Source organism: Enterococcus sp. ZJ1622 (genome assembly GCF_011038845.1).
In the GTDB taxonomy this organism is placed as follows: Bacteria; Bacillota; Bacilli; order Lactobacillales; family Enterococcaceae; genus Enterococcus_B.
In genome coordinates this window covers 92,221-113,720 of sequence record NZ_JAAKDW010000010.1, presented here as the reverse complement: position 1 = coordinate 113,720, position 21,500 = coordinate 92,221, and the positions used below count along the sequence as shown (strand labels likewise).

General features: G+C 35.9%; 19 protein-coding genes and 1 pseudogene. 14 read left to right on the top strand and 6 right to left on the bottom strand.

The genetic code is table 11. The features are described 5' to 3' along the window. Window positions 1–119: 119 nt before the first annotated feature. A complete protein-coding gene (gene lepA, locus G7Y42_RS10935) occupies window positions 120–1,955 on the top strand; it encodes a translation elongation factor 4 (RefSeq protein WP_165006042.1) in 1,836 nt (611 codons plus the stop codon). A 92-nt stretch (window positions 1,956–2,047) separates the two neighbouring features. On the opposite strand, the pseudogene G7Y42_RS10930 reads toward lepA, so the two are convergent. Next, window positions 2,048–2,315: pseudogene (locus tag G7Y42_RS10930) on the bottom strand (tyrosine-type recombinase/integrase); the annotation flags it as partial. A 104-nt stretch (window positions 2,316–2,419) separates the two neighbouring features. On the opposite strand from G7Y42_RS10930, the gene G7Y42_RS10925 reads away from it, so the two are divergent. From G7Y42_RS10925 to G7Y42_RS15015, 10 genes are all read left to right on the top strand, one after another. Beyond that, window positions 2,420–2,998, top strand: a complete 579-nt coding sequence (locus G7Y42_RS10925; RefSeq protein ID WP_165006041.1) for a TetR/AcrR family transcriptional regulator — start codon at window positions 2,420–2,422, stop codon at window positions 2,996–2,998. Between the two features lie 216 nt (window positions 2,999–3,214). Further along, window positions 3,215–3,583, top strand: coding sequence for a nuclear transport factor 2 family protein (locus G7Y42_RS10920; RefSeq protein ID WP_165006040.1), 369 nt, complete (start codon window positions 3,215–3,217; stop codon window positions 3,581–3,583). 11 nt (window positions 3,584–3,594) lie between these two features. Next, window positions 3,595–5,058, top strand: a complete 1,464-nt coding sequence (locus G7Y42_RS10915; RefSeq protein WP_165006039.1) for an MFS transporter — start codon at window positions 3,595–3,597, stop codon at window positions 5,056–5,058. Window positions 5,059–5,091: 33 nt separating this feature from the next. Further along, entirely contained in the window at window positions 5,092–5,697 is a 606-nt protein-coding gene (locus G7Y42_RS10910) for an NAD(P)H-binding protein (RefSeq protein WP_165006038.1), read from the top strand. Window positions 5,698–5,723: 26 nt separating this feature from the next. Continuing rightward, on the top strand, window positions 5,724–6,578 hold the full coding sequence (locus tag G7Y42_RS10905; protein ID WP_165006037.1) for an aldo/keto reductase: 855 nt from the start codon (window positions 5,724–5,726) through the stop codon (window positions 6,576–6,578). Window positions 6,579–7,534: 956 nt separating this feature from the next. Further along, complete coding sequence (locus G7Y42_RS10895; protein ID WP_165006035.1) at window positions 7,535–8,911, top strand: FtsX-like permease family protein; 1,377 nt, start codon at window positions 7,535–7,537, stop codon at window positions 8,909–8,911. A 102-nt stretch (window positions 8,912–9,013) separates the two neighbouring features. Further along, the gene (locus tag G7Y42_RS10890; RefSeq protein WP_165006034.1) at window positions 9,014–9,679 is read left to right on the top strand and encodes a hypothetical protein; all 666 of its coding nucleotides are present in this window, start codon (window positions 9,014–9,016) and stop codon (window positions 9,677–9,679) included. 56 nt (window positions 9,680–9,735) lie between these two features. After that, window positions 9,736–10,920 (top strand): prolyl oligopeptidase family serine peptidase, encoded by a 1,185-nt coding sequence (locus G7Y42_RS10885; protein WP_165006033.1) that lies wholly within the window; start codon window positions 9,736–9,738, stop codon window positions 10,918–10,920. A gap of 39 nt (window positions 10,921–10,959) precedes the next feature. Then, window positions 10,960–11,667 carry an ABC transporter ATP-binding protein gene (locus G7Y42_RS10880; protein WP_165006032.1) on the top strand — a complete coding sequence of 236 codons (708 nt, stop codon included), beginning with the start codon at window positions 10,960–10,962 and terminating at the stop codon, window positions 11,665–11,667. 81 nt (window positions 11,668–11,748) lie between these two features. Next, window positions 11,749–13,365 carry an ABC transporter ATP-binding protein gene (locus G7Y42_RS15015; protein WP_241161950.1) on the top strand — a complete coding sequence of 539 codons (1,617 nt, stop codon included), beginning with the start codon at window positions 11,749–11,751 and terminating at the stop codon, window positions 13,363–13,365. A gap of 275 nt (window positions 13,366–13,640) precedes the next feature. Here G7Y42_RS15015 and G7Y42_RS10865 read toward each other — a convergent pair whose 3' ends face one another. Together G7Y42_RS10865 and G7Y42_RS10860 are read right to left on the bottom strand one after the other, a co-directional pair. Then, window positions 13,641–14,432 carry a TraX family protein gene (locus tag G7Y42_RS10865; RefSeq protein ID WP_165006030.1) on the bottom strand — a complete coding sequence of 264 codons (792 nt, stop codon included), beginning with the start codon at window positions 14,430–14,432 and terminating at the stop codon, window positions 13,641–13,643. A gap of 275 nt (window positions 14,433–14,707) precedes the next feature. Further along, window positions 14,708–15,685, bottom strand: coding sequence for a VOC family protein (locus G7Y42_RS10860; protein ID WP_165006029.1), 978 nt, complete (start codon window positions 15,683–15,685; stop codon window positions 14,708–14,710). A 31-nt stretch (window positions 15,686–15,716) separates the two neighbouring features. Here G7Y42_RS10860 and G7Y42_RS10855 point away from each other — a divergent pair, with 31 nt between their 5' ends. After that, window positions 15,717–16,310, top strand: coding sequence for a phospholipase (locus G7Y42_RS10855; RefSeq protein WP_165006028.1), 594 nt, complete (start codon window positions 15,717–15,719; stop codon window positions 16,308–16,310). A gap of 166 nt (window positions 16,311–16,476) precedes the next feature. Here G7Y42_RS10855 and G7Y42_RS10850 read toward each other — a convergent pair whose 3' ends face one another. Further along, on the bottom strand, window positions 16,477–16,956 hold the full coding sequence (locus tag G7Y42_RS10850; RefSeq protein WP_165006027.1) for a hypothetical protein: 480 nt from the start codon (window positions 16,954–16,956) through the stop codon (window positions 16,477–16,479). A 118-nt stretch (window positions 16,957–17,074) separates the two neighbouring features. Then, window positions 17,075–17,491 carry an Hsp20/alpha crystallin family protein gene (locus tag G7Y42_RS10845; protein ID WP_165006026.1) on the bottom strand — a complete coding sequence of 139 codons (417 nt, stop codon included), beginning with the start codon at window positions 17,489–17,491 and terminating at the stop codon, window positions 17,075–17,077. Window positions 17,492–18,108: 617 nt separating this feature from the next. Between G7Y42_RS10845 and G7Y42_RS10840 the strand changes: the two genes are divergently transcribed. Together G7Y42_RS10840 and G7Y42_RS10835 are read left to right on the top strand one after the other, a co-directional pair. Further along, entirely contained in the window at window positions 18,109–18,930 is an 822-nt protein-coding gene (locus tag G7Y42_RS10840) for a helix-turn-helix domain-containing protein (protein WP_165006025.1), read from the top strand. A 96-nt stretch (window positions 18,931–19,026) separates the two neighbouring features. After that, window positions 19,027–20,961 carry a MucBP domain-containing protein gene (locus G7Y42_RS10835; RefSeq protein WP_165006024.1) on the top strand — a complete coding sequence of 645 codons (1,935 nt, stop codon included), beginning with the start codon at window positions 19,027–19,029 and terminating at the stop codon, window positions 20,959–20,961. A 105-nt stretch (window positions 20,962–21,066) separates the two neighbouring features. On the opposite strand, the gene G7Y42_RS10830 is transcribed toward G7Y42_RS10835, so the two are convergent. Continuing rightward, a complete protein-coding gene (locus tag G7Y42_RS10830) occupies window positions 21,067–21,216 on the bottom strand; it encodes an LPXTG cell wall anchor domain-containing protein (protein ID WP_165006023.1) in 150 nt (49 codons plus the stop codon). Window positions 21,217–21,500 lie beyond the last annotated feature (284 nt).

Below are 21,500 nucleotides of genomic sequence, written 5' to 3'. Positions count from 1 at the left end.
AACAGTATAACAAAATTTCGAAAAAAAAACTTCTACAGCTGACTAGGCAAAAAGTCTTTAAATTACTGCTTTTCGTTGGTATAATGAAAAGTGCTGATTAAATGAAAAGAGGAGACGCTATGGATATAAAAAAAATGAAACAACGCCAAGAGCAGATTCGAAATTTTTCGATCATCGCTCATATCGACCATGGGAAATCTACATTGGCCGATCGTATTTTGGAAATGACGCACACTGTGACGTCTCGTGAAATGCAAGATCAGCTACTAGACTCGATGGATCTGGAACGTGAACGTGGGATCACGATTAAATTAAATGCAGTTGAATTGAACTATACAGCGAAAAACGGGGAAACATATATTTTCCATTTGATCGACACGCCTGGGCATGTCGACTTCACATATGAAGTCTCTCGAAGCTTAGCTGCTTGTGAAGGGGCAGTCTTAGTTGTCGATGCAGCACAAGGGATCGAAGCTCAAACATTAGCAAATGTCTATCTAGCTTTAGATAACGACTTGGAGATCCTTCCTGTGATCAATAAGATCGACCTACCAGCTGCAGATCCAGAACGTGTGCGACAAGAAATCGAAGACGTGATCGGTATCGATGCCAGTGAAGCCGTCTTAGCCAGCGCCAAAGCAGGGATCGGGATCGAAGAAATCCTAGAACAAATCGTCGAGTATGTTCCTGCACCAGCAGGCGACATCGAAGCACCATTAAAAGCATTGATCTTTGACTCTGTTTATGATTCTTACCGTGGAGTCGTATTAAATGTGCGTATCATGGACGGAATGGTCAAACCAGGAGATAAGATCAAGATGATGAGTAACGGCAAGACATTCGATGTTACCGAAGTAGGTGTTTTTTCACCAAAAGCCATCCAACGTGACGCTTTGATGGTCGGTGACGTGGGCTACATCACTGCCGCAATCAAAACAGTCAAGGACACACAAGTAGGGGATACGGTCACATTGGCGAACAATCCTGCTTCTGAAGCACTGGAAGGCTATCGCCAAATGAATCCGATGGTCTATTGCGGACTTTATCCGATCGATACTTCCCGCTACAATGATTTACGTGAAGCATTGGAAAAACTGCAGTTGAACGATGCTGCATTACAATTTGAACCGGAAACATCTCAAGCTTTAGGCTTCGGCTTCCGTTGCGGCTTCTTAGGATTACTGCATATGGATGTCGTTCAGGAACGCTTGGAGCGGGAATTCAATCTCGAATTGATCACGACAGCACCATCTGTTATCTATCATGTCAACAAAACAGATGGGACAACTGTGACAGTCGATAACCCAGCGGATTTTCCTGAACCAGTGACGATCCAAGACGTAGAAGAACCTTTCGTCAAAGCACAGATCATGGTACCAAATGATTTCGTCGGTGCCGTGATGGAACTTTCCCAGCGAAAACGCGGAGAATTCATCACGATGGATTATTTGGACGACTACCGTGTAAATGTCGTCTACAATATCCCGTTATCAGAAATCGTCTTTGACTTTTTCGATAAACTGAAATCAAGTACAAAAGGCTATGCCTCTTTGGATTATGAAATGTCTGGCTATCAAAAGAGCAAGCTCGTGAAAATGGATATCTTGTTAAATGGTGAAAAAGTCGATGCATTGAGCTTCATCGTCCATCGCGACTTTGCCTATGAACGAGGGAAAGCTATCGTAGAAAAACTGAAGAAACTTATTCCACGCCAACAATTCGAAGTGCCAATCCAAGCAGCAATCGGACAAAAAATCGTTGCTCGTTCCGACATCAAAGCATTGCGTAAAAACGTACTGGCCAAGTGTTACGGCGGAGACGTCTCTCGTAAACGCAAACTTCTTGAGAAACAAAAAGAAGGGAAGAAGCGCATGAAACAAATCGGCTCAGTCGAAGTGCCACAAGAAGCCTTCATGGCCGTTCTGAAAATGGACGAGGATGAACCGAAGAAGTAGTAAGTTTTTTTTTGAAAATTTCCCAAAAATAAACCATGTTTACATGGATTTGCCACCGGATTGCCACCGGTGGCTTTTTTTGGTGGAAAAATTTAAGAATTTTTTCTTAGATTTTCCATGATATCCACTGTTTCATTTCTCATTTTATTTGTAACATGAGAATAAGTATCCATTGTAATAGAGATTCTGATGTGACCTAATCGTTCGATTAGAGCTTTTGGTTTTTGGGGTTCCATATATCCATTCTTGTTCTTTTTTGATCATTTGTTTTTCTACAGTAATTGTCCCACTTAAAAGGTCTATATTGTCCCATGTTAAACCACAAGCTTCTCCTACACGCATACCCGTATAGAATCCAATTCAAAATAAACGGGTTAAATATCTCCTAACTATTCATATTTTAGAAAATAACTTATACTTAGATTAATAATTATTTGATCAAATCGAGTTAGGTGGTTTTTGAGATGAAATTAGCGGGCTATGAAGATTTAAGAGTTCAAAAAACGATCAAGGGAATTTATCAAGCTTTTGAAAGTTTAATCGTAGAAAAAGATTATCAGCATATTACCGTAACAGAATTGGCGCGGCGAGCAGAGATTAACAAAAAGACATTTTATCGTTATTACCCCACTTTAGATGATCTTTTAGCGGAATTACAAGCCCGCTACAGTGAGGATTATTTGAAGCTTATTGGAGATTTTGAGTACCCTCGTGACTTGGAAAAAAGTCTCCGAGCATTTTTTGAATACTCAGATAAGATGGGGCCGGCCTATGACAAGATTTCCACGAATCAGGTTTATTCAGGAATTCGTCAGCAAATGATTGATAAAGTCATGCTGAGTACCTGGCATAATTCCCCTGAGTTTAAGAAACTAACTGATTTTGAACGAGAGGTTCTCTTAAAGTATATTGAGAACACAGGAATGCAGATTTATCAACAATGGGTTGCGAATGACAAAACTGAACCCATTGAACATGTCATTGAAATGACTTGCAAGTTAGTTCGTAGTGGAACAGATGCGATATTATATGGTGATAAATAAAAGCACTCAGTTTCTAGTTCTTTTAAAACGATTTTCTTTCATGAAAGGGAGAAAATCGTTTTTTATAGTTATTCCATAATTTTTTGCCACTCATTCCTTAAAAAGGTGGAATAAGTCACGGAAGCAGATTTTCTGACCATTGTTTGCAAGTACTTCCTGTCTCATAATAGGAAATGTCAAAAGGAACTGACTTCCTTAATAGATGGAGGGAACAAAATGAATCAAGAAGAACAAGTGCTTCAAGTTGCTCGTAATCAAATAGAAGCAATCATTCAAAAAGATTTTTCCAAATTAAATGAATTGATTGCCTCAAAAGCAATCTTCACTCATATTACTGGTGAGGAGCAAACTCGAGATGAATGGTTAAACCAAATGAAACAAGGAAGAATGAATTATTTAGCTAACGAAGAAAAAAAAGTCACTGTACAATTGACCAGTTCCACAAAGGCCACAGTAACAATGGAAAATCTATTGAAAGCAAGAATTTATGGCTTTCAAAATACTTGGCCGCTACGTTCTGTTACACAATTGGAGAAAATCGCCGGGAACTGGCAAATTACAGCATCACAGTCAAAATTATTTTAGGAGTGGCAAGAGTGAGTAAAAGAAATTTAATTGTAGCAACTATCGCGTTGTTATTAGCAAACTTTATGGGAGGATTGGATGCGACCATCGTCAATACAGCCTTGCCAGAGATCGTTAGTGATTTACAAGGAATTCGTTACGTAGGCTGGATTAGCTCGCTTTTCTTATTAGGAACGGCTGTTAGTACTGTTCTTTGGGGGAGAATCGCCGATATTTTTGAGAACAAGCAGATTTTCCAAGTAGCAACCGTGATCTTTATTCTTAGTTCATTAGTGGGTGGGTTAGCTACGAATATGTTGACCTTGATTATCGCTAGAGGATTTATGGGAATCGGTGCTGGAGGGATGGTCTCAATTCCTTTTATCATCTATGCAAAATTATATCCAGATATGGCAGGGCGTGCTCGTGCATTGGCACGAGTTACAGCTGCATATACTTTATCTACTGTCATTGGTCCAATAATTGGAGGTTTTATTGTCGATTATTCTTCTTGGCACTGGGTATTTTTAATTAACTTACCAATCGGAATTTTAGCGGTAATCATGTTGCAGTTTTCCTATCATGAAGACAATCAGGAACAAGTAGCAGCAAAATTTGATTACTTAGGAGCGGGCATTCTTTCAATTGCTTTAATTTTTCTGCTTTTTGCAGGTGATGCATTAGCCGTTAGCCATCTCCGAGCTATTACTTTGCTGATTTTTGGCTTGGTTAGTTTAGGGGTTTTTGTTGTAGTCGAGAGTCGTATGGAAGATGCCTTAATTCCTATCAAGCTATTAAGTGATTGGAAGATTCAATCACAAAATGTCATCATGTTTTTGATGAACGGTTTCTTTATTGGCTATAGTATTTATTCGCCAATGTGGGCACAAGGAGTATTAGGAACCAATGCGACTAGAGCAGGAATGACTCAAATTGCGTCTTCCATTTTGTTACTACTTGGAACCAGGCTGACAGCTAATCTGATGCGAAATATTCCAGCCAAGAAAATCGTGATATTGGGACTGATCAGTGTGTTTTTATCTGCAGTTTCCCTAGTAATGGCCACACAAGATAGTCCTTATTGGTGGCTGATGATGAGTGGTGCCTTTGAAGGTTTTGGAGTAGGACTAGCTTTTACACCAATGCAAGTTTCGATTCAAGATGGTGTAAAAGCAGAATTAGTCAATGTTTCCACAACTTTTGGTTTGCTATCTCGTACACTAGGTCAGACCTTCATGGCGTCGATTTACGGAGGTGTATTGAGCTTACGTATTGCAAACTTAGTTGGACAAACAAATGGTCAAATTACTGTTTCTCAAATGAATCAACTAACCGATCATGAAACTGCCAGCCATTTACCACAAAACTTAATTCCAGAGATGCAAAGAATTTTATTTGAGAGTCTTCATAGTATCATGTTAATCGGTTTCTTTTTGATTGTTGCGGCAATCATTATCAATGTCATTCGTAAAGAACCATTGAAGCAGTTTCGTTAACAAAGTGTGACTTTAGACTTAGGAGGAAAAAGCATGAAGAATATTTTAATTATTGGGGCTACCGGCTCAATCGGACGTCAAGTGAGAGAAACGTTGTATCAAGAAACGGATTTTAAACTGACATTGTTTTCTCGACATATCCGAGAAAATAATATTGATCCACAACGAGAAGTAGTTGTGAAAGGCAATGCGTTGAACAAAGAGGACGTCTTCAATGTGGCAAAAGGGCAGGACGTTGTCTTTGTGGCTTTGAGTGGAGATATTGCAGGTTTTGGACGGACAATCGTTGCAGCACTAGAAGACTTGCAACCAAACGCACCAAAACTGATTTTCTTAACGACGATGGGAATCTATCAAGAGATTCCTAGTTGGTTAGGTGAATCACCTGATCCGTATCATAATCCTATCTTAAAAGGATTTCGACAAGCAGCCGATATCATTGAAGCTTCTACACTAAATTATACAATTATCAGACCAGGATGGTTTACAAATGGTCCTGTTAATTATGAATTGACTAAAAAAGATGAACCTTTCGGAGGACATGATGTTTCCCGTAAAAGCATTGCTGACTTAGTAAAACGGGCGAGTGAAGATACCAATTATCAGAACCATCAAAGTTTAGGAATCAATGAAAAATAAAAAATAACAAAACGGGAGAGATTATCATGACACAATCAAAATTAACTATGAATAACGGTTTAGAAATTCCTCAATTAGGTTTCGGTGTTTATATGATCAAAGGAGATGAAGCGACTAAAAAAGCCGTTTTGCAAGCTTTTCAAGCTGGCTATCGACATATCGACACCGCTCATGCTTACCAAAATGAACGAGGCGTTGGTCAAGCAGTAAAAGAAAGCGGACTAAATCGGGAGGATGTTTGGATTACTAGCAAACTATGGCCTAGCGAATATGGTGAAGGAATCACCAGTGAAGCGATTGATAAGATGCTAGTTCGTTTAGATACAGATTATATCGATTTATTATTACTTCATCAACAAATCGGCGATTATGTTGGTGCTTGGAAAGATATGGAAAAAGCAGTAGCAGATGGACGGGTCAAATCAATCGGTATTAGTAATTTTGACGGTGAGCGTTTAGACCATTTACTTGAAGTTGCTACAATCAAACCAGCAGTCATTCAAGTAGAATCACATCCTTACTATCCACAACATGAATTACGACAACAAATGGAAAATTATGGTACAAAAATTGAAGCTTGGTATCCCCTTGGACATGGAGATATGCAGTTATTAACTGAACCAATCTTTACGACTATTGGTCAAAAATATCATAAATCTGCTGTACAAGTTATCCTAAGATGGCATCTCCAAGTAGGAAACATTGTTTTACCTAAATCAGAAAATCCTGATCATATCCGCAGTAATTTCGATATTTTTGATTATGAATTGTCAAATGAAGAGATGGCAGAAATCGCGAAGTTGGATAAGAATGAACGTTATTTTACTATGAGTTTTGAGGATCAAGTAAAGAATTTTTCATCGTTTGCCCCAGCAGACTAATTGAAAACCAAAAAATTAGGAGTACTGGTTAATAGGGATTAGCTGGATGTTCTGGGACTATTGAAAAGAAATAAAAACGGGAGCTAAGGTTTGAGATTAAACAAAACTTTAGCTCCCATTTTTTTAGCCAAATCTTGTATTTGTCATTTAAAAAGAAAAAATACCATTTGAGAAAAGCGACTGAAATCGTCTCAAAAGCTATTTAAATATCAAAGGTAGTATTTAAAAAAATAATTATTAAAAACTCAAACATTGCTATATAAATAGTATTAGAAAAAAATATTTATTTATCGAGCTACTGATTTTCTTCTAAGAAGTAACCCAATGAAGTTCGAAATGAAGTTAAACAATAAAACTATCATTATTGTTCTTGGAACTATCCAAAAGTTTGAGTTGATCGCTACAAAACTAAGAATCGTTTCAATAATAATGACTTTGATTTTGTAAAATCTAAACAACTTAAATCCTGTATGATCTATTGGGTTATTAGCATGATCCACTGAAGGTAATACAAACTGTAAGATTGCAAGTATTATAATAAACATACCTAGAAAGCGGGGAGAATACATTTCTAACCAAGTTTGAAGTAACGAATAGATTACAATGGTTAAAATAGAAAATAAGAAGCAAGAAAGTTCTCCTTTTAAATGAAATCCTCCAATCATATTTCGTAATGGAATAAAAAAGATTAAGAAGCAAAATACTTCAAATAAGCTGTTGGTAATGATACCTATGAAAGTACATATGAATAAAAAAACAAGGTATTTAGAAATTTGACGCAATCCATAAATATAGATTTCTGCTTAGGATATTTTTATTGAAAAAGGGTATTTTTTGAATTTGATACTTAATATCAAGAGTATTAATTCTAATGATAAGACTAAGGTCTGATTGTTAGTGCAGTTTTCTTATGATACCTTAAAATTAGAAATACTAGATGAGGAGGCTGCAGGTAAATGTTTAAGTTAATTAAAAAGCAATTTTTACAGCACTGGAAGATTTGGCTATCAATATTACCTATTTTTATTGTTTCTGGATTAATATTTAGCACTGCCCTCGTGATATTAAATGGGTTAAATAGTGCTGATCTTAACAGTTCTGTTGATTATGGTGTTTTTATGCAGTTACCAATTGTTATAGGGATAGTAGTGTTGTTTTTATTGACTACCAATGCAATGAAACAGTGTATAGATTTTTTTGATGAAACAAATGACATATTGCTTCTTTTAGGGGCTTCTCCTGCTCAAATTAGTTTGGTAATGACTGGTCAAATGTTATTAATCGGTATTATTGGAGCGATTTTTGGAAGCTGTTTTTCCTTAAAAGCTTCACAGCTTTTTTTAACCACATTACCTTCGAGTTCTGCCAAAGAAACTCTTGTACATTTACCACTTCAATTCTCATGGAATGTTGTTTTTATAGTGATACTGATTCAAATAGCAATTATTCTATATACATGTATGCGCTATTGTCTTAAAAATTACAAGAAAAGAAAGGGAAGCCTTTCTTCTCATAGAGCATTTAACAAAACGAAGAGCAGTGGTAAATTTTTGGGAATAATTGCGCTATTCATAAGCGTAGGTGCGACATTTTATTTATATTTCAAAAATGTCTCTGATCCAACTTTAATAAAAGAATATACTCGAAGTATGAGTAACTCGATGAATTTATTGCTCCTTCTGTGGCTTTCTATACTTATTGCTATGAATTTTTTAATTCGTCCCATATTTCGAGGCATAGTGAATAGAATTGTTGGCCTCCCGACAATGAAAAATAATCCGATGGTTCGCACTGCATTTTACAATATGCAATTCAATATAGAAGAATTAATAAAATTAATTCGACCAGTCAGCATCATTACCTTACTAGTTGGGAATTTTATTGCTTTATTTCTCAACACTAAACTACTGATTGATGGTACAAATGATAGTTCTTATATTTCAGATTTAATCATCAACCTTATTTTTGTATTTGGGGCTCCAATACTCATTAGTTTGGCCAATGTAATTGTGTCAATTTGCCTTTTTAGAATAAAGACAAAAGTTGAATCTAAAAATTATTTTTATACTGGATGTACACCAAATTGGATTTTTAAAACGAGAATCATTGAAATCAGTACAGTTTCATTCATCTCAATAATAATTACCTTCATTGGAACAATATTGTTTGCGATTCCATTACTAAGAGTGACCTATCTGGGTGGAGGCAATATTTTTAAGGCGAATTGGTCGGTTAATATCCTATTATCGTTAGGCGCTTTTCTAATCTTCGGTTTATGTTTTATTTCAATTTATTGGTTTGAGCGCCATACGTTAAAAAAGTATGTCGAGTAGATTTATTAATATACCAAAAGAATCAGATTGTTTTAATTAAATCAATAATATAAGAGAGTGGTTAGTCTAGATTGAAGGAAGCAAGAAAGTAGGTGAATATCAATGATTTACAATAAAAAAAAATTTGCATCGACTATTCAATCTTGCTTACTTGATTATAAAAAAGTTTATAATCATAAGGTCCAAATCAATGATTACATTTACAGCTTTGAAAATTGGAAATTACCGCACTCTGGAAGCATTAGTGTACAACTGAATGATGCAAATAAAGAGCTAATTATAACAGAGTCCGAAAGAATTTATTTAAAAAAATCTAAGCTACTTTTCGATGTTCGCTTATATCCTAATAAACAGGTACTAAAAGTAATTCTTGATCCAGTGCACTTATTTCGAACGATGATTTCTATTTCTGGTAGTAATTATATAATTGAAGTAATGGAGTTGAATTCAGAAAAAGTAATGACTACAGTTCTAACCAGTCTTGATCATTTTCCTGTGTTTGAGTTACACACAGACCGTATTGTTTTTATAGGTCATACCGAAGACGGACGACCAAATAAAATTTTAGAAAAGAATTTCGAACAATTGAAAGAGAAAGTCTGCTATTGCGAAAGCAGGAGTACACATCAATTAAAACTAATTAAAACATCTTTATCAAATCGATCTTTGTTTAAAAATAACGTAGAATACTTACTTTTTTCATCTGAAGAAAAAATCCTATCCAAGTTATTTGGCCCAAAAAAAGCGAGCAAATTGCTCATGTTATAGGATTTACAAAGTATTCAACAGACTACATATTATTTATATGTAGGAAAGAGAAATCGGTGAATCACAAATTAATTCTCTATAATTGCAATGATAAAAAATATCAAATTATTCCTACAAAAAAAAATATAAGTGTTCTTACTGTTGAAGCGAATCATACCTATATTTTCCTTCGTTACTTTAATGAAAATAAATTGAATTCTGGAATAATATCCATTGAAAATTTAGTAAACACTAAGGTTGATTTTATCGATGATACTTTCAGCATTCCGTTACAAGGTGAAGTTCACCTTTGTCAAAATACTAATGATGAGAACTTGACATACCTATTTTGTGAAGACGATTGTGTATCTAATATGTTATATTCCTACAATCCTAACCTTTCCGAGAGATTAGTTTTGGTTAAAAGCAACCAAAATATACCCAATCTTAACGTAAAAAAGTTTCATAGCAAAATTTTCTATGTAAGATCTGTTGTTGATGGGATGAAAATACCGTTAACAATATATTGGAAGGGAGACTCGAAACAATTACCCAGAAAACAGCCTGGTATCATTTATGTCTACGGATCATATGGCTCGAGAGAACAAAAAGGAAATCTTGATCCCATGATGATAGCGATGATAGAAATTGGTTTTGTTTATTGCATTGCTCATGTTAGAGGGGGCGGATATTTAGGCGAGAAATGGCATCATATGGGGAGAACTTTGAATAAGTGGAACTCAATTTACGATTTTTTGGACTGTTCTCACTATTTAATTGACGAGGGAATAGTGGCTTCTGACAGATTGTCTTTAATTTCTTCTAGTGCTGGAGGAATAGTTGCTGGAGCTAGTCTGAATGAAGAACCGAATTTGTTTAAATCTATGTTACTAGCTTCGCCATTTGTTGATCCTTATAATACTATGCTATATAAACGTGATTATTTATCGCATATGGAAGTAGCAGAATGGGGAGATCCTTCTACTGATTTAAAAGTACGAAAATATATTCATTCGTATTCACCAATGCAAAATATGAAAAAAGCCAAAGGATCAAAGACAAATTTATTTGTGGTTTGCGGAGAAAATGATAAGCAAATTTCAAATGAAGATGTGAAAATTTGGCTACAAAAACTTCAAGCGTTAGGGGTCTCTTCACATTTAGAGATTAACCCAAAAGCTAGTCATGGGGGATTGCCTCAAGGAGACATTAAAGCTTTGACAAAAATTCTAGTTGAGTTTTTATATTCCGTTATCAGTTAGTAGGTTTAGTATTATTAAATTTTATGGAGGTTAATTTTGATGAGACAGATAGTTATTTCAATAACAGAATTAAAAAAAGAAATAGCGCTTGCTAAAGGAAATCTTTTACAAGTGCTTGCTGATATTTCTTTTGATGTAGAGCAACAAGAGTTTGTGTCAATTGTAGGACCTTCTGGTTCAGGGAAAACGACGTTGCTTTATTGTATTTCTAGCTTATTACCTCCTACAGATGGAGAGGTGTTAATCGATGGCAAATCACCTTATGGATGGAGTGCAGCGAAATTAGCAAAGTTTCGCCGCAAAAAAATTGGCTTTATTTTTCAAGATTTTCAACTGATTCCTTCATTGTCCGCTTATGATAATATGGTACTTCCAGGAACTTTAAATGGTCACAAAATAAAAAAGGAAAATGTTTATTCTCTGGCGGAACGATTGGAATTAAAAGCGGATTTACACCAGCCTATTGACGCTCTTTCAGGTGGTGAACAACAAAAGGTTGCAATTGGTCGCACAATATTAGCGGATCCAGATATATTATTTTTAGATGAGCCTACTAGTGCATTGGATACTCACTCACGTGTCCTTATTATGGAAGTATTGAAAGAATTAGTAAGCAAAGGGAAGACAATTGTTATGGTTACTCATGATTTGGAATTAGCCAGTCAATCTTCAAGAGCAATTGTTTTAAAGGATGGACACATTCATAGTAATATAAGTTCACCTACCTTGGAAACATTGGTGTTTTAAAAATTATTTCTCTGTTCGTTGTTTATGAATATTAATTATCACGTTCTATTCATAATAAAAAACATTGAAAAGAGGCACATGATGACTATCTTAAAATATGGTTCAAAATTACGTTTAGCAGTATTTCTGATCTCGACAAGTTTATCTAGTTTACAGTATATTTTCCAAGCGTTTATAATAGGAAATTTTATTACTGCAGCTACAAATGCAGACCTGAATTTTTTTGTGAAAAATGTTACTTTTGCTGTTGTTGGTATACCTCTATTTGGAATCGTTATGCTGATTAATGTAAGTGCTCGAACAAATTATATTAAGTCTGTCAATATAGAAATAAAAGAACGTGCAATTGAACATTTAATCCAAAAAGATATACATGAAATTGATGTTTCAAGTGATTTGTCGTTTATTATGAATGATCTGAAATTATTGGAAACAAATGGCTTAAATGCTGTGCTTTCAATTTTAACAAGTGCGATTACCTTTCTATTTGCTCTTTTTTCTTCACTGAAATACGATATTTGGACTACTGCTGCTTTCTTTTTAGGATCGCTTATTCCGCTGATTATTTCGAATGTGACCAAGAAACAGATCCGAGGAAAATCAGAAAAATGGTCGGAAAAAACCTCTAGATTTCTTTCACGGTTAAAAGACTTTTTAACAGCTACACGCACAATAAGAACTTATCAAGTAGAAAAAGAAATGGCAGCACGGGTGTCACATTATGCAAGGGAATCAGAAAATGCTCTTAAAGATATGAATCAGACAGTGGGGTATACAAACGTGGTCGTGACTGTGTTGGCTACACTATGTGCCTTAACACTTCCGTTTGGGATCGGTATATTACGAATTATAAACAGTAGTCTAACATTAGGTGCATTTATTTCTGTAGTACAATTGTCAAATTATTTGAATAAACCACTCTTATCAGTACTTGAGATGCGAAATCAATTACAAACTACGCGAGACATTCAAAAACGGGTTGATCGAGTTTTAAAAGACAGTAAAACAAATCGTTTATTAGAACGGAGTGATTCTAAAAGAGCATCAATATCTATATCTCCATTTTCTAAATTAGAACTACGCGATGTAACTATTCAATTAGGCAATAAAAGAGTGATTAGTCGGCTTAATCTAACCATTAACGCTGGAGAAAAAATGCTAATAATGGCACCTTCGGGATTTGGAAAGTCAACGCTTCTTGGTGTCTTACAAGGGAATGTTCCGATATTAGAAGGGGAATATTTGTATAATGGAATTTCAACTTCAAATTATGCTGTTTCTCAATTAAGTGAGCAATTCTCATTGATTTTGCAAACACCATTTGTGTTTAATGATACGGTTCGTTTTAATGTAACTCTTGATCGTTCATTTTCTGAAGAGAGCATTTTTACTGCACTTGATCATGCAGGGATGAAGCAATTGATCTCGGAAAAGGGATTAGACTACATAATAGCTGAAAATGGGCAGAATCTTTCAGGAGGAGAACTACAGCGTATAGAAATAGCAAGAGCTTTTTTGTACAATAGACCGATTATATTGGCGGATGAAGCAACTTCTTCTTTAGATAATATCACAGCAGCACATATTAGAAACACTTTTATCAATAGTCCTAATACGTTGATTGAGGTAGCTCATAAAGTCTCACAAGAAGAACAACTACTTTATGATAAAGTATTAAAACTGGAAGGAAATGAATGATTTAAAATAGTTGTTTTAAATAATAAAAAATATAAACGTTCTTAATGAATGGGATTTGGTGCCACTAATTGAATAAATATTACTGACCCCCAGTGTATAGGCAATTTAGTCTGTACACTATTTTTTTCGGAAAAATTTATAAACTTCGAAAAATGGACTCGTTCAGATTGTAGTAGTAGTGGAAAGAGGAAAGCGATACGTTGAAAAAAGAACAAAACCTCTCATGAAACATTTTACCAATGTACTTCATGAGAGATTTTTTGTGCTTTGTTAGCCTACTGTTTATATAAAAAGGCGGATAGCAAATATAATAGGGCAATATGTGCCGGATAAAAGATATAGAAGAAATATTTCATTCCTCTTCCTTTTTGGCCGTTATATAACAATATCGGGATGATTGAAAAGATCATTATCCACTGGGTCGTACCCAAGAAGAAATATATGCCGGCAACGATCGAGATGATAATACATTGAATGTTCCGGTGATTTCTTGCTAAATAAAGCAAAGGAATCAAAAGAACCATAAAATTATTTTCTGCCAAAAGCAGTGCAGGTAAAAATGACGTAATCAGCATAAAAATAATTCTATTTTGCCCGATTAATTGACTGGAAAACATCCACGGGATAATCAATGAGAACAAGATTGGCAAGAGAAACAGAAAGATACTTGTGACGATCTTTTTCCAACTTCCAGTATTTTTTCCATCAGTGAAAAGATCGAGGGCATACATCATGACCGTACCAATAAACAAATCTCTAAAAATATTATTCATCAATACCACTTCATCATAATGAACGATATTACCAAGAAAATAAGTGAAGAAAGCCATGAGAACCATTGAGAGATAAAGACGTAGCATATATTTCTTTTTGTCATGAGTATGTGAAAACCCCACAACGCTTATAAAAAAGAACAAAGTAGCAACTGGTCTTCCAAACCAATCTAGCCATCCGGGGGCTCCGAATAGATAAAACATTTGGTGAATGTGATCGATAAACATCAATATGATCCCTATGATTTTTAGGTCAAACGTAGACAATCCTTTTTTTAAACTATCAGTATTCAAATTTTCCCCTCCTAATTAAATGAACAAACGTATTTATAGTCATATTATTGGATTGAATAAGGAATCACAATCGAAAAAGCTAACACTTTTGTTATACGAAATGTTAGAAGATATCAGAGAATGCGGAGGGAAGATCAAAAATATAACTATAATTTAATTATGTAAACTTTGCGGATTATAAAAATTGCTATTCCAAAACATTATTTGTTTAACCACTTTGTTTTAATAGATTACATATAAAATGAAAAGCGCGAAATCTCGCGCTTTTTGATTTTTTATTTTGTATGCTGTTGACTAGCTAGGATCTGTTCGAATTCTTCTCGTTCACCCTCTAAAAAATGCGGCAAGTATAAAGGAATCTCGTCGAATGAATCCTCTTGATTAGCGTACGCTGAAGGATCTAATGTCCCTTCCTCCGTAGCAATCTCAAATAGCATTCGATTTGGTTCACGGAAGTATAAGGATTGGAAAAATTCACGGTTTTTGACACCAGAATTTGTAAAGTTCCGCTGATTCAACAATTCGTCTAGTTCATGAAGTCTTGCTTCATCTCTCACACCAAAAGCGACATGATGGACTCCGCCAATACCAAGTTCTGCAAGTGGGCTGTGTACATCATGAATCAAATGGACTTCTTGATAGAATTTAGTATCTTGGTTCTCTAAAACAGTCACTTGTTTTTTTGTATCGAAGAAGCTTGTTTCGTTTTTTCGTGTCCAACCTAATAATTCTGTCAATTCTTTTTCAGTTGCTGCGGGGTATTGGACCCGTAATTGGATGGCGTCGATTCCTAAAATTGCGTGTTCCGTTGGGATATCTGTGTGTTTGAATGGATAATAGTCACTAAAGCTTTCAGATTCTCGCAATGGTGTCAACGCCATTTGTGTGTCATCAGGCGCCTCAAAGCGTAGCATCGGACGACCATTAAAGGTTTCGATCCCATAATGGCAGACACCAGCTGATTCTAAACGTTCCTGCCAAAATCTTAGTGACGCTTCGGAAGGAACTTTCAATACAGTCCGTTCGATATTATTAGTACCGAATTTATGATCTTCACCTTCTCGTACTTCGAAAAAAGTCAGTTCGGTACCGATCCGTTGTTGGTCATCGGAAAAAAAGAGATGATACATGGTATGATCGTCTTGATTGATCGTTTTCATTAGTAATTTTAAGCCAAGTGTATTATGATAAAAATCGAACGTAGGTTGAATAAAACGATTTAAAATCGAGATATGATGGATACGTGCAGTCATATAAAAAATCCTTTCTTTATAGGAGGTCATTATGGAAAAATTTTTTCAACAAGGCCAAGAAGATCAATTAGTCGTGGCTTTTCATGGAACTGGTGGCAACGAATACCAATTGCTGTCAACGATCGCAGCGCTTTATCCAGATGCTAGTGTCCTTAGTTATTTAGGTACATATGGAAGCGGGGAAGAACGCCGTTTCTTTGCACCTTTAGTCGAAGGGAAGCTAGATCGTAACGACTTCGAGCGACGAGTAGCTGATTTTCTCGAAAATGAATGGAACGACATAGAGAAAAAAAGCAAGATCATTTTTATCGGTTATTCTAATGGTGCTAATTTCATCTTGGGATTACTAGAAAAAAGACCACAACTTGCTGATACGGTTATTTTACTTCATCCAAGTAATTTCGTCTATCAATTCGAAGCAACAGATGTCTCCGCTGATATCATTGTAACAAGCGGGGCTCAAGACAGGATAAGTTTGCCAGGTGAAGTGTTGGCATTATCACAACAATTAGAACAAGCCTTTCCCCATGTCCATTTTCTTTTATTGGATGGCGAGCATACCGTTAATCATGACGAGATCGATCGTCTGAAGCAGTATTTGAACAATCAACAATCGAAATCATGATCCTTAAGAAATGACTAAAAGGAAGAAATAGCGGTACATCAATCCAACCCCCAACAAGTTGGGCAGATAAAAAGAAGTTCACGAAAAACAGCGTCGTTTTTCGTGAACTTCTTTTTATGGATAGGATCGAAACAAATTGACTTACCTCACCGCTCTTTTTTAGATTTCAAAAAGGATTTCCATAAGCATCAGTGAGGGTGATCGTTCCTTCCGGAGAAACTCGATAGAAGCCTACTGAGCCTGAGCCGCCTTGATTTTTAATGGATTGGCTTGTAGCTGAAAACAGATAATCTGGTCCGACCATTTCGTAAAAACTGACCATGATATCCTCATTCTGCAACTCAGGAGTGTGATCGATCAAATACTGAAGCATCTGATCTTGCGTAGAGACGGAAGAAGTACCAGAGGATTCTGCTGGACTCGATGAGGGAATCGTCTCTGAGCTCATTTGGACTGGTTCAGTTGAAAGGGACGCTTGGACTTGTGTGCTTTGGGTACTTGATGATTGTTCTTCGTGAATAGTAGTGGTACTGGTCGTAATGTTAGTTGAGTGAGTGTCTGACGTTGTACTTTTTGGATCCGATTTTCCACAGGCAGTAAATAGAACCAATGAGCCGAATAAACTGATAAAAACGATTTTTTTCATTTCTCCACTCCTTATACTGTTATTTATTTATCATACACATTTAACCCGAAGCATGCAAAAATTATGATAAGACAGAAAAAACGACCCACCTCTCATTTAATGAGAGGCGGGTTTCTCACTAGTTTAATTCGATTTTCTTCGTTTCTTTTTTATGGTGTTCTGTCTTAGGCAATTCTAGCTTCAACACACCGTTTTTGAATGTGCCTGTTATCTTGTCCTCATCGACATCAGGCAGATAAAACGAACGCTTGTAAGAAACCATATTTCGTTCTTTGCGTACATAGCGTCCATCTTCTTTTTCTTCTTCTGTATGGGATTCGTGGTTCGCAGAAATCGTCAAAGTATTGTCTGAATATTCGACGGTCGTATCTTCTTTATCACAACCAGGCATATCAGCAGTTAACTTGTATCCTTCATCCTTCTCAACTAAATCTACCTTCGGATAATTGGAGACACCCAGAAAATCATTGAACGCCGGACTAAACACATCATTGAAATCAGGGAACATGTCACGAATACTTGGTACATTTGCCATCATACATCATCCTTTCAATAGAATTATTATTTGTTATCCCTAATTACGTAATAACGCTATTTTAGAAAAAATGCAAGTATAATGTTCATCTTGATCATGAAGCTATTTCTTATTCAAAAAAATAAGTATAAGTCCATATGATACTAAAGATAAAAGAAGTCCTGAGACGTAATAGAGAAAAAACAATGGATCAGAATCTACTTCGTCCCAAATTTTTCCTAAAAAATAGAGGAAAGGAAGCCAAGGGAGGAACAAAAGAGCATCTCTCCAGCACCACTTACATCCCTTTTTACAATAACAAAAAACGGCAAACATACAAACACAGGGGAACCAAAATATAGCTTTACTAACAGTTAACAAATGACCATCTCCTTATGTTTCTCCCCCACATAACAAGAATATTATTTGTCTGCTTCAAATACGAATAATTTGCAGTCTCAATTTTCGGTAATAATCTCTTGGATCAAATGATGCCGTTTTTTATTTAGAAAATTCTGCAAATGACTTATTGTACTATTTCTATTAAAATTTAAATAGTTAATGTTATGATAAATTAAACAATCATTAATTTTAAAGGAGAAAAATAGTGGGAGGCGATTGTTATATACGGAGATACGTTGAGAAAGATCCGCGTGTCCAAAGGGTTGAAACAAAAAGATGTTTGTAAAGAGACCATCACGATCAGTTATTACAGTCGGATCGAAAGAAATTTAAGTCAGCCTAGTATCGATATTTTTATCAAATTACTAGAAGCGCTGCATATCGGTTTTGATGAGTTTATGTTCATTCACCGAGGCTATAAAAAAGACTGGCGTGAACAAAAATGGAAGGAGTTGACTGATGCTTTTCATCATAAGGATTTAGTTATACTACAAGCGGCAAAAAGAGAATTGGATCAGCAAGAGACTTCTGCTGTCATCGTTTTTCTCAAACGAATGAACGATTTGTTTATCTCTCGGCTAAAAGGGAGCGAACAGTTTGAGAAACATGCAGGCAGACTGATCCAGCAATTGATGCAAGTCGAAGAATGGACGAATTTCGAAACCAATGTGTTTATCACCTTGATGGACCAGCTCTCATTGGAATCGATCACTATCATCGTTGATCAGATGCTGAAAACAAGAAAATTATATAACGTTTCTGAAGGATACAATTCTCTTTACAATAAAATACTTGTAAATGTCTTGTTCATTTGTATCCGATCGCATGATATAAAAAATGCGGAGAACTATTTGAATGAATTGTCTGAACTTTTAGAAATCAATGATATGTACACCAGAAATATTTGTTTATACTTTACTGGAATCATTGAATCGTTCAAAGGCTGCAAAACTGAGGGAGAAAGAAAAATAGAACGGGCAATCGATAATTTTGAAAGCTTGGGGATGTTTGCGATCGCGGGTAAGTACAAAGATTTTTATGAAGGTTACGTACAATAAAGCTAAAATGCCATACCCAAAACAATACATCGCTTCGTTCAAATCAGCATAATGAATATCCAGTTTAGTGAAAAAATACAATATAAAGGAGAATTTATGCGTACTATCTATCGATCCATTCGTTTCACTGTTCTTATAACTTCCGTACTGCTGCTCTCGACGATAACAGTGACAGCACAAGAACAGACAAATGAATGTAATGACCCTTCGATGTCCTTAAATGAAGGGGAGAATGAAAAGGGAACACAAGAAACAGCAATCACAGCAAAGACGATAGAAGAAAGCCAAGTAAGCGAAATAGCTGAATCCGAGAACAGCTATTTGACAAATGAACAACATACAGCTTCTTCTGAAGAGCTGTCAAGCTGGCTACCAGATCCTGTATTGCAGAAAGCTGTTGCTGCGTCTTTGAATACGGAGATCGCAGCATTGACGAAAGAAAAAATGAGTGATCTGACCACACTTTACATCTATGAGACTGAGGCAGATTTGACAGATCTTTCAGGCTTGGAATATGCAGTGAATCTGAGTTCCTTCTATATGAGGGGAACCAATCAAGTCACAGATTTTTCTGTTTTGGTAACGTTACCTAAACTGACATATGTGTATTTGATGGGAGCAAACGTAACGGATGAAAATCTGCCTTTATTCGGGACAAACATTACAAGACTGAATCTTTCATCCGCCAATGTGACAGATAAAGTTTATGACAAAATCGTACACTTACAGCAGTTAGAATCATTGTCCTTTGAATCGAATTTCAATATCACAACCATCAGTCCACTAGCTGTCTTGCCTAAGCTAGAAGAATTAAGGATACAATTTTGCGGGGTCACAGATTTTACAGTTATTGATCATTTTCCGGCATTGAGAAATTTAGCAGCTTTTGGCCAGAACACAGGAAGGAATGATCCACCGACAACGCTTCATGAGTCCAAATTGAATTATGATGCAGAGCAACAGACGATCTATTTACCGTTTTCTATCATGCCGAACCGATTAGTGAATTTTGATGGCTATATGCCGCCTTTTACTACTTCAAACAGTCCAAGCCAAACTTATTTGGACATCAACGGTACACAGATAACAGGTGATCGATTAATGATAACAGAACAAGGAATAACAGTTTCAGGGATCACACCAGAAAATTTCGAAGCGATTCAGACGATCGAGTATAACGCAAGGCTGAATAATCCTATGGAAAGCTACAATAAACCAGCGGGCTATTCCTTTTATGCAATTTCTAGTGGAACGTATTTACATCAATTCCAAATTGCTCATCTGCAAAAAGCAGGAGAGGTAACAGTGGAATATCTCGATCAAGAAGGACAAGAACTAAGACCACCAAAAATTATCGAGGGCAATATCGGGGAAAGCTATGATGCAACTACTGAGGACTATAAACTGACGATTGACGGATATACATTAGATGAAACTCAGTTACCGAAAAATGCAATCGGTCTCTTGGATGAAACACCACAAACCGTTAGTTATGTCTATACGAAAGAAACAGAAAAGACAGTAGCAGAAGCCAAAGTAATCGTACAGTACCAAGATGAACAAAATCGGAAACTAGCAGATGATGTAGTACTCGTGGGGCGAGTAGGGGATGAATATCGAACAGAAGAACGAAAAATCGATGGCTATGTACTGAAAGAAATAAAAGGTAAAACTGTGGGGGATTTTACCGAACAAAAACAAGTAATCATCTATATCTATGTATCGAAAAAAACAGATAACGGGGAGAAGAAAGAAGGAACTAGCCAAAACGCGGATAAGGAGACAAACAAGGACGACGGGGGTAGCGTTCAAGACAAAATAAATAACAACATCGAAGAAAAAAAGACAGAATGGAGAAATGTAAAAAACAGGACTCGCAACGGTCAAGATACTAAGCCAGTACAGGAGAAAAGACAGGAACAGTTACCTGAAACAAGTGAGAACAAAAGGACATCCCAATTACTCTCGCTTGTAGGCATATTAGCCATATTGGGACTGATATTCACGAGAAACAAGCAAAAACAGAAATAATCTATTTACTTACAGAAGAAAAAAGAGCACATGACCCAGTCTCACTACTATACGTGGACAGCAATCATGTGTTCTTTTTCTGTGTGTAGATTCAAGGAGCTCAAGCTACTTTTTCTTTTTGGACAAATAGATACTAATTGATACGATCATGATTGAAATACCCAAGATGACCAGAATAGTCCAAATATTTGTATAGGTATTCACCAGAATATCTGTTTTGCCGTTTGATTCTCCAATAATCTGCTTTGAAGACATCACGTTTTCTCCTATCGAATTTTCAATTGGTATGAACTAAAGTTTGAGCTCTTCAAATGATGATGGAAGAGAAGAGTTTATTGCCATGACAATAGTGTATAGCTTGGAAGCATTCAAATCAACATAGCTCTAAAACCTCGCAGAAAAAATTTTCCAGCAAAATTTCGTAATCACGCTATTCGTTCATAGCAAAACTTCAAATTTGAATGTCCAAGTTGTTCTTTTAAAATAAGTATACCATAGGGACGTAGTGATAGAGGGATTTTTTTTGATAAATTACAAAG

What these genes read in the sequence shown, in the direction of transcription:
- G7Y42_RS10835 (WP_165006024.1), top strand. Translation starts at nt 19,027, where the DNA reads ATGCGTACTATCTATCGATCCATTCGTTTCACTGTTCTTATAACTTCC.
- G7Y42_RS10855 (WP_165006028.1), top strand. Translation starts at nt 15,717, where the DNA reads ATGGAAAAATTTTTTCAACAAGGCCAAGAAGATCAATTAGTCGTGGCT.
- G7Y42_RS10860 (WP_165006029.1), bottom strand. Translation starts at nt 15,685, where the DNA reads ATGACTGCACGTATCCATCATATCTCGATTTTAAATCGTTTTATTCAA.
- G7Y42_RS10925 (WP_165006041.1), top strand. Translation starts at nt 2,420, where the DNA reads ATGAAATTAGCGGGCTATGAAGATTTAAGAGTTCAAAAAACGATCAAG.
- G7Y42_RS10845 (WP_165006026.1), bottom strand. Translation starts at nt 17,491, where the DNA reads ATGGCAAATGTACCAAGTATTCGTGACATGTTCCCTGATTTCAATGAT.
- G7Y42_RS10920 (WP_165006040.1), top strand. Translation starts at nt 3,215, where the DNA reads ATGAATCAAGAAGAACAAGTGCTTCAAGTTGCTCGTAATCAAATAGAA.
- G7Y42_RS10830 (WP_165006023.1), bottom strand. Translation starts at nt 21,216, where the DNA reads ATGTCTTCAAAGCAGATTATTGGAGAATCAAACGGCAAAACAGATATT.
- lepA (WP_165006042.1), top strand. Translation starts at nt 120, where the DNA reads ATGGATATAAAAAAAATGAAACAACGCCAAGAGCAGATTCGAAATTTT.
- G7Y42_RS10910 (WP_165006038.1), top strand. Translation starts at nt 5,092, where the DNA reads ATGAAGAATATTTTAATTATTGGGGCTACCGGCTCAATCGGACGTCAA.
- G7Y42_RS10895 (WP_165006035.1), top strand. Translation starts at nt 7,535, where the DNA reads ATGTTTAAGTTAATTAAAAAGCAATTTTTACAGCACTGGAAGATTTGG.
- G7Y42_RS10850 (WP_165006027.1), bottom strand. Translation starts at nt 16,956, where the DNA reads ATGAAAAAAATCGTTTTTATCAGTTTATTCGGCTCATTGGTTCTATTT.
- G7Y42_RS10905 (WP_165006037.1), top strand. Translation starts at nt 5,724, where the DNA reads ATGACACAATCAAAATTAACTATGAATAACGGTTTAGAAATTCCTCAA.
- G7Y42_RS10880 (WP_165006032.1), top strand. Translation starts at nt 10,960, where the DNA reads ATGAGACAGATAGTTATTTCAATAACAGAATTAAAAAAAGAAATAGCG.
- G7Y42_RS10890 (WP_165006034.1), top strand. Translation starts at nt 9,014, where the DNA reads ATGATTTACAATAAAAAAAAATTTGCATCGACTATTCAATCTTGCTTA.
- G7Y42_RS15015 (WP_241161950.1), top strand. Translation starts at nt 11,749, where the DNA reads ATGACTATCTTAAAATATGGTTCAAAATTACGTTTAGCAGTATTTCTG.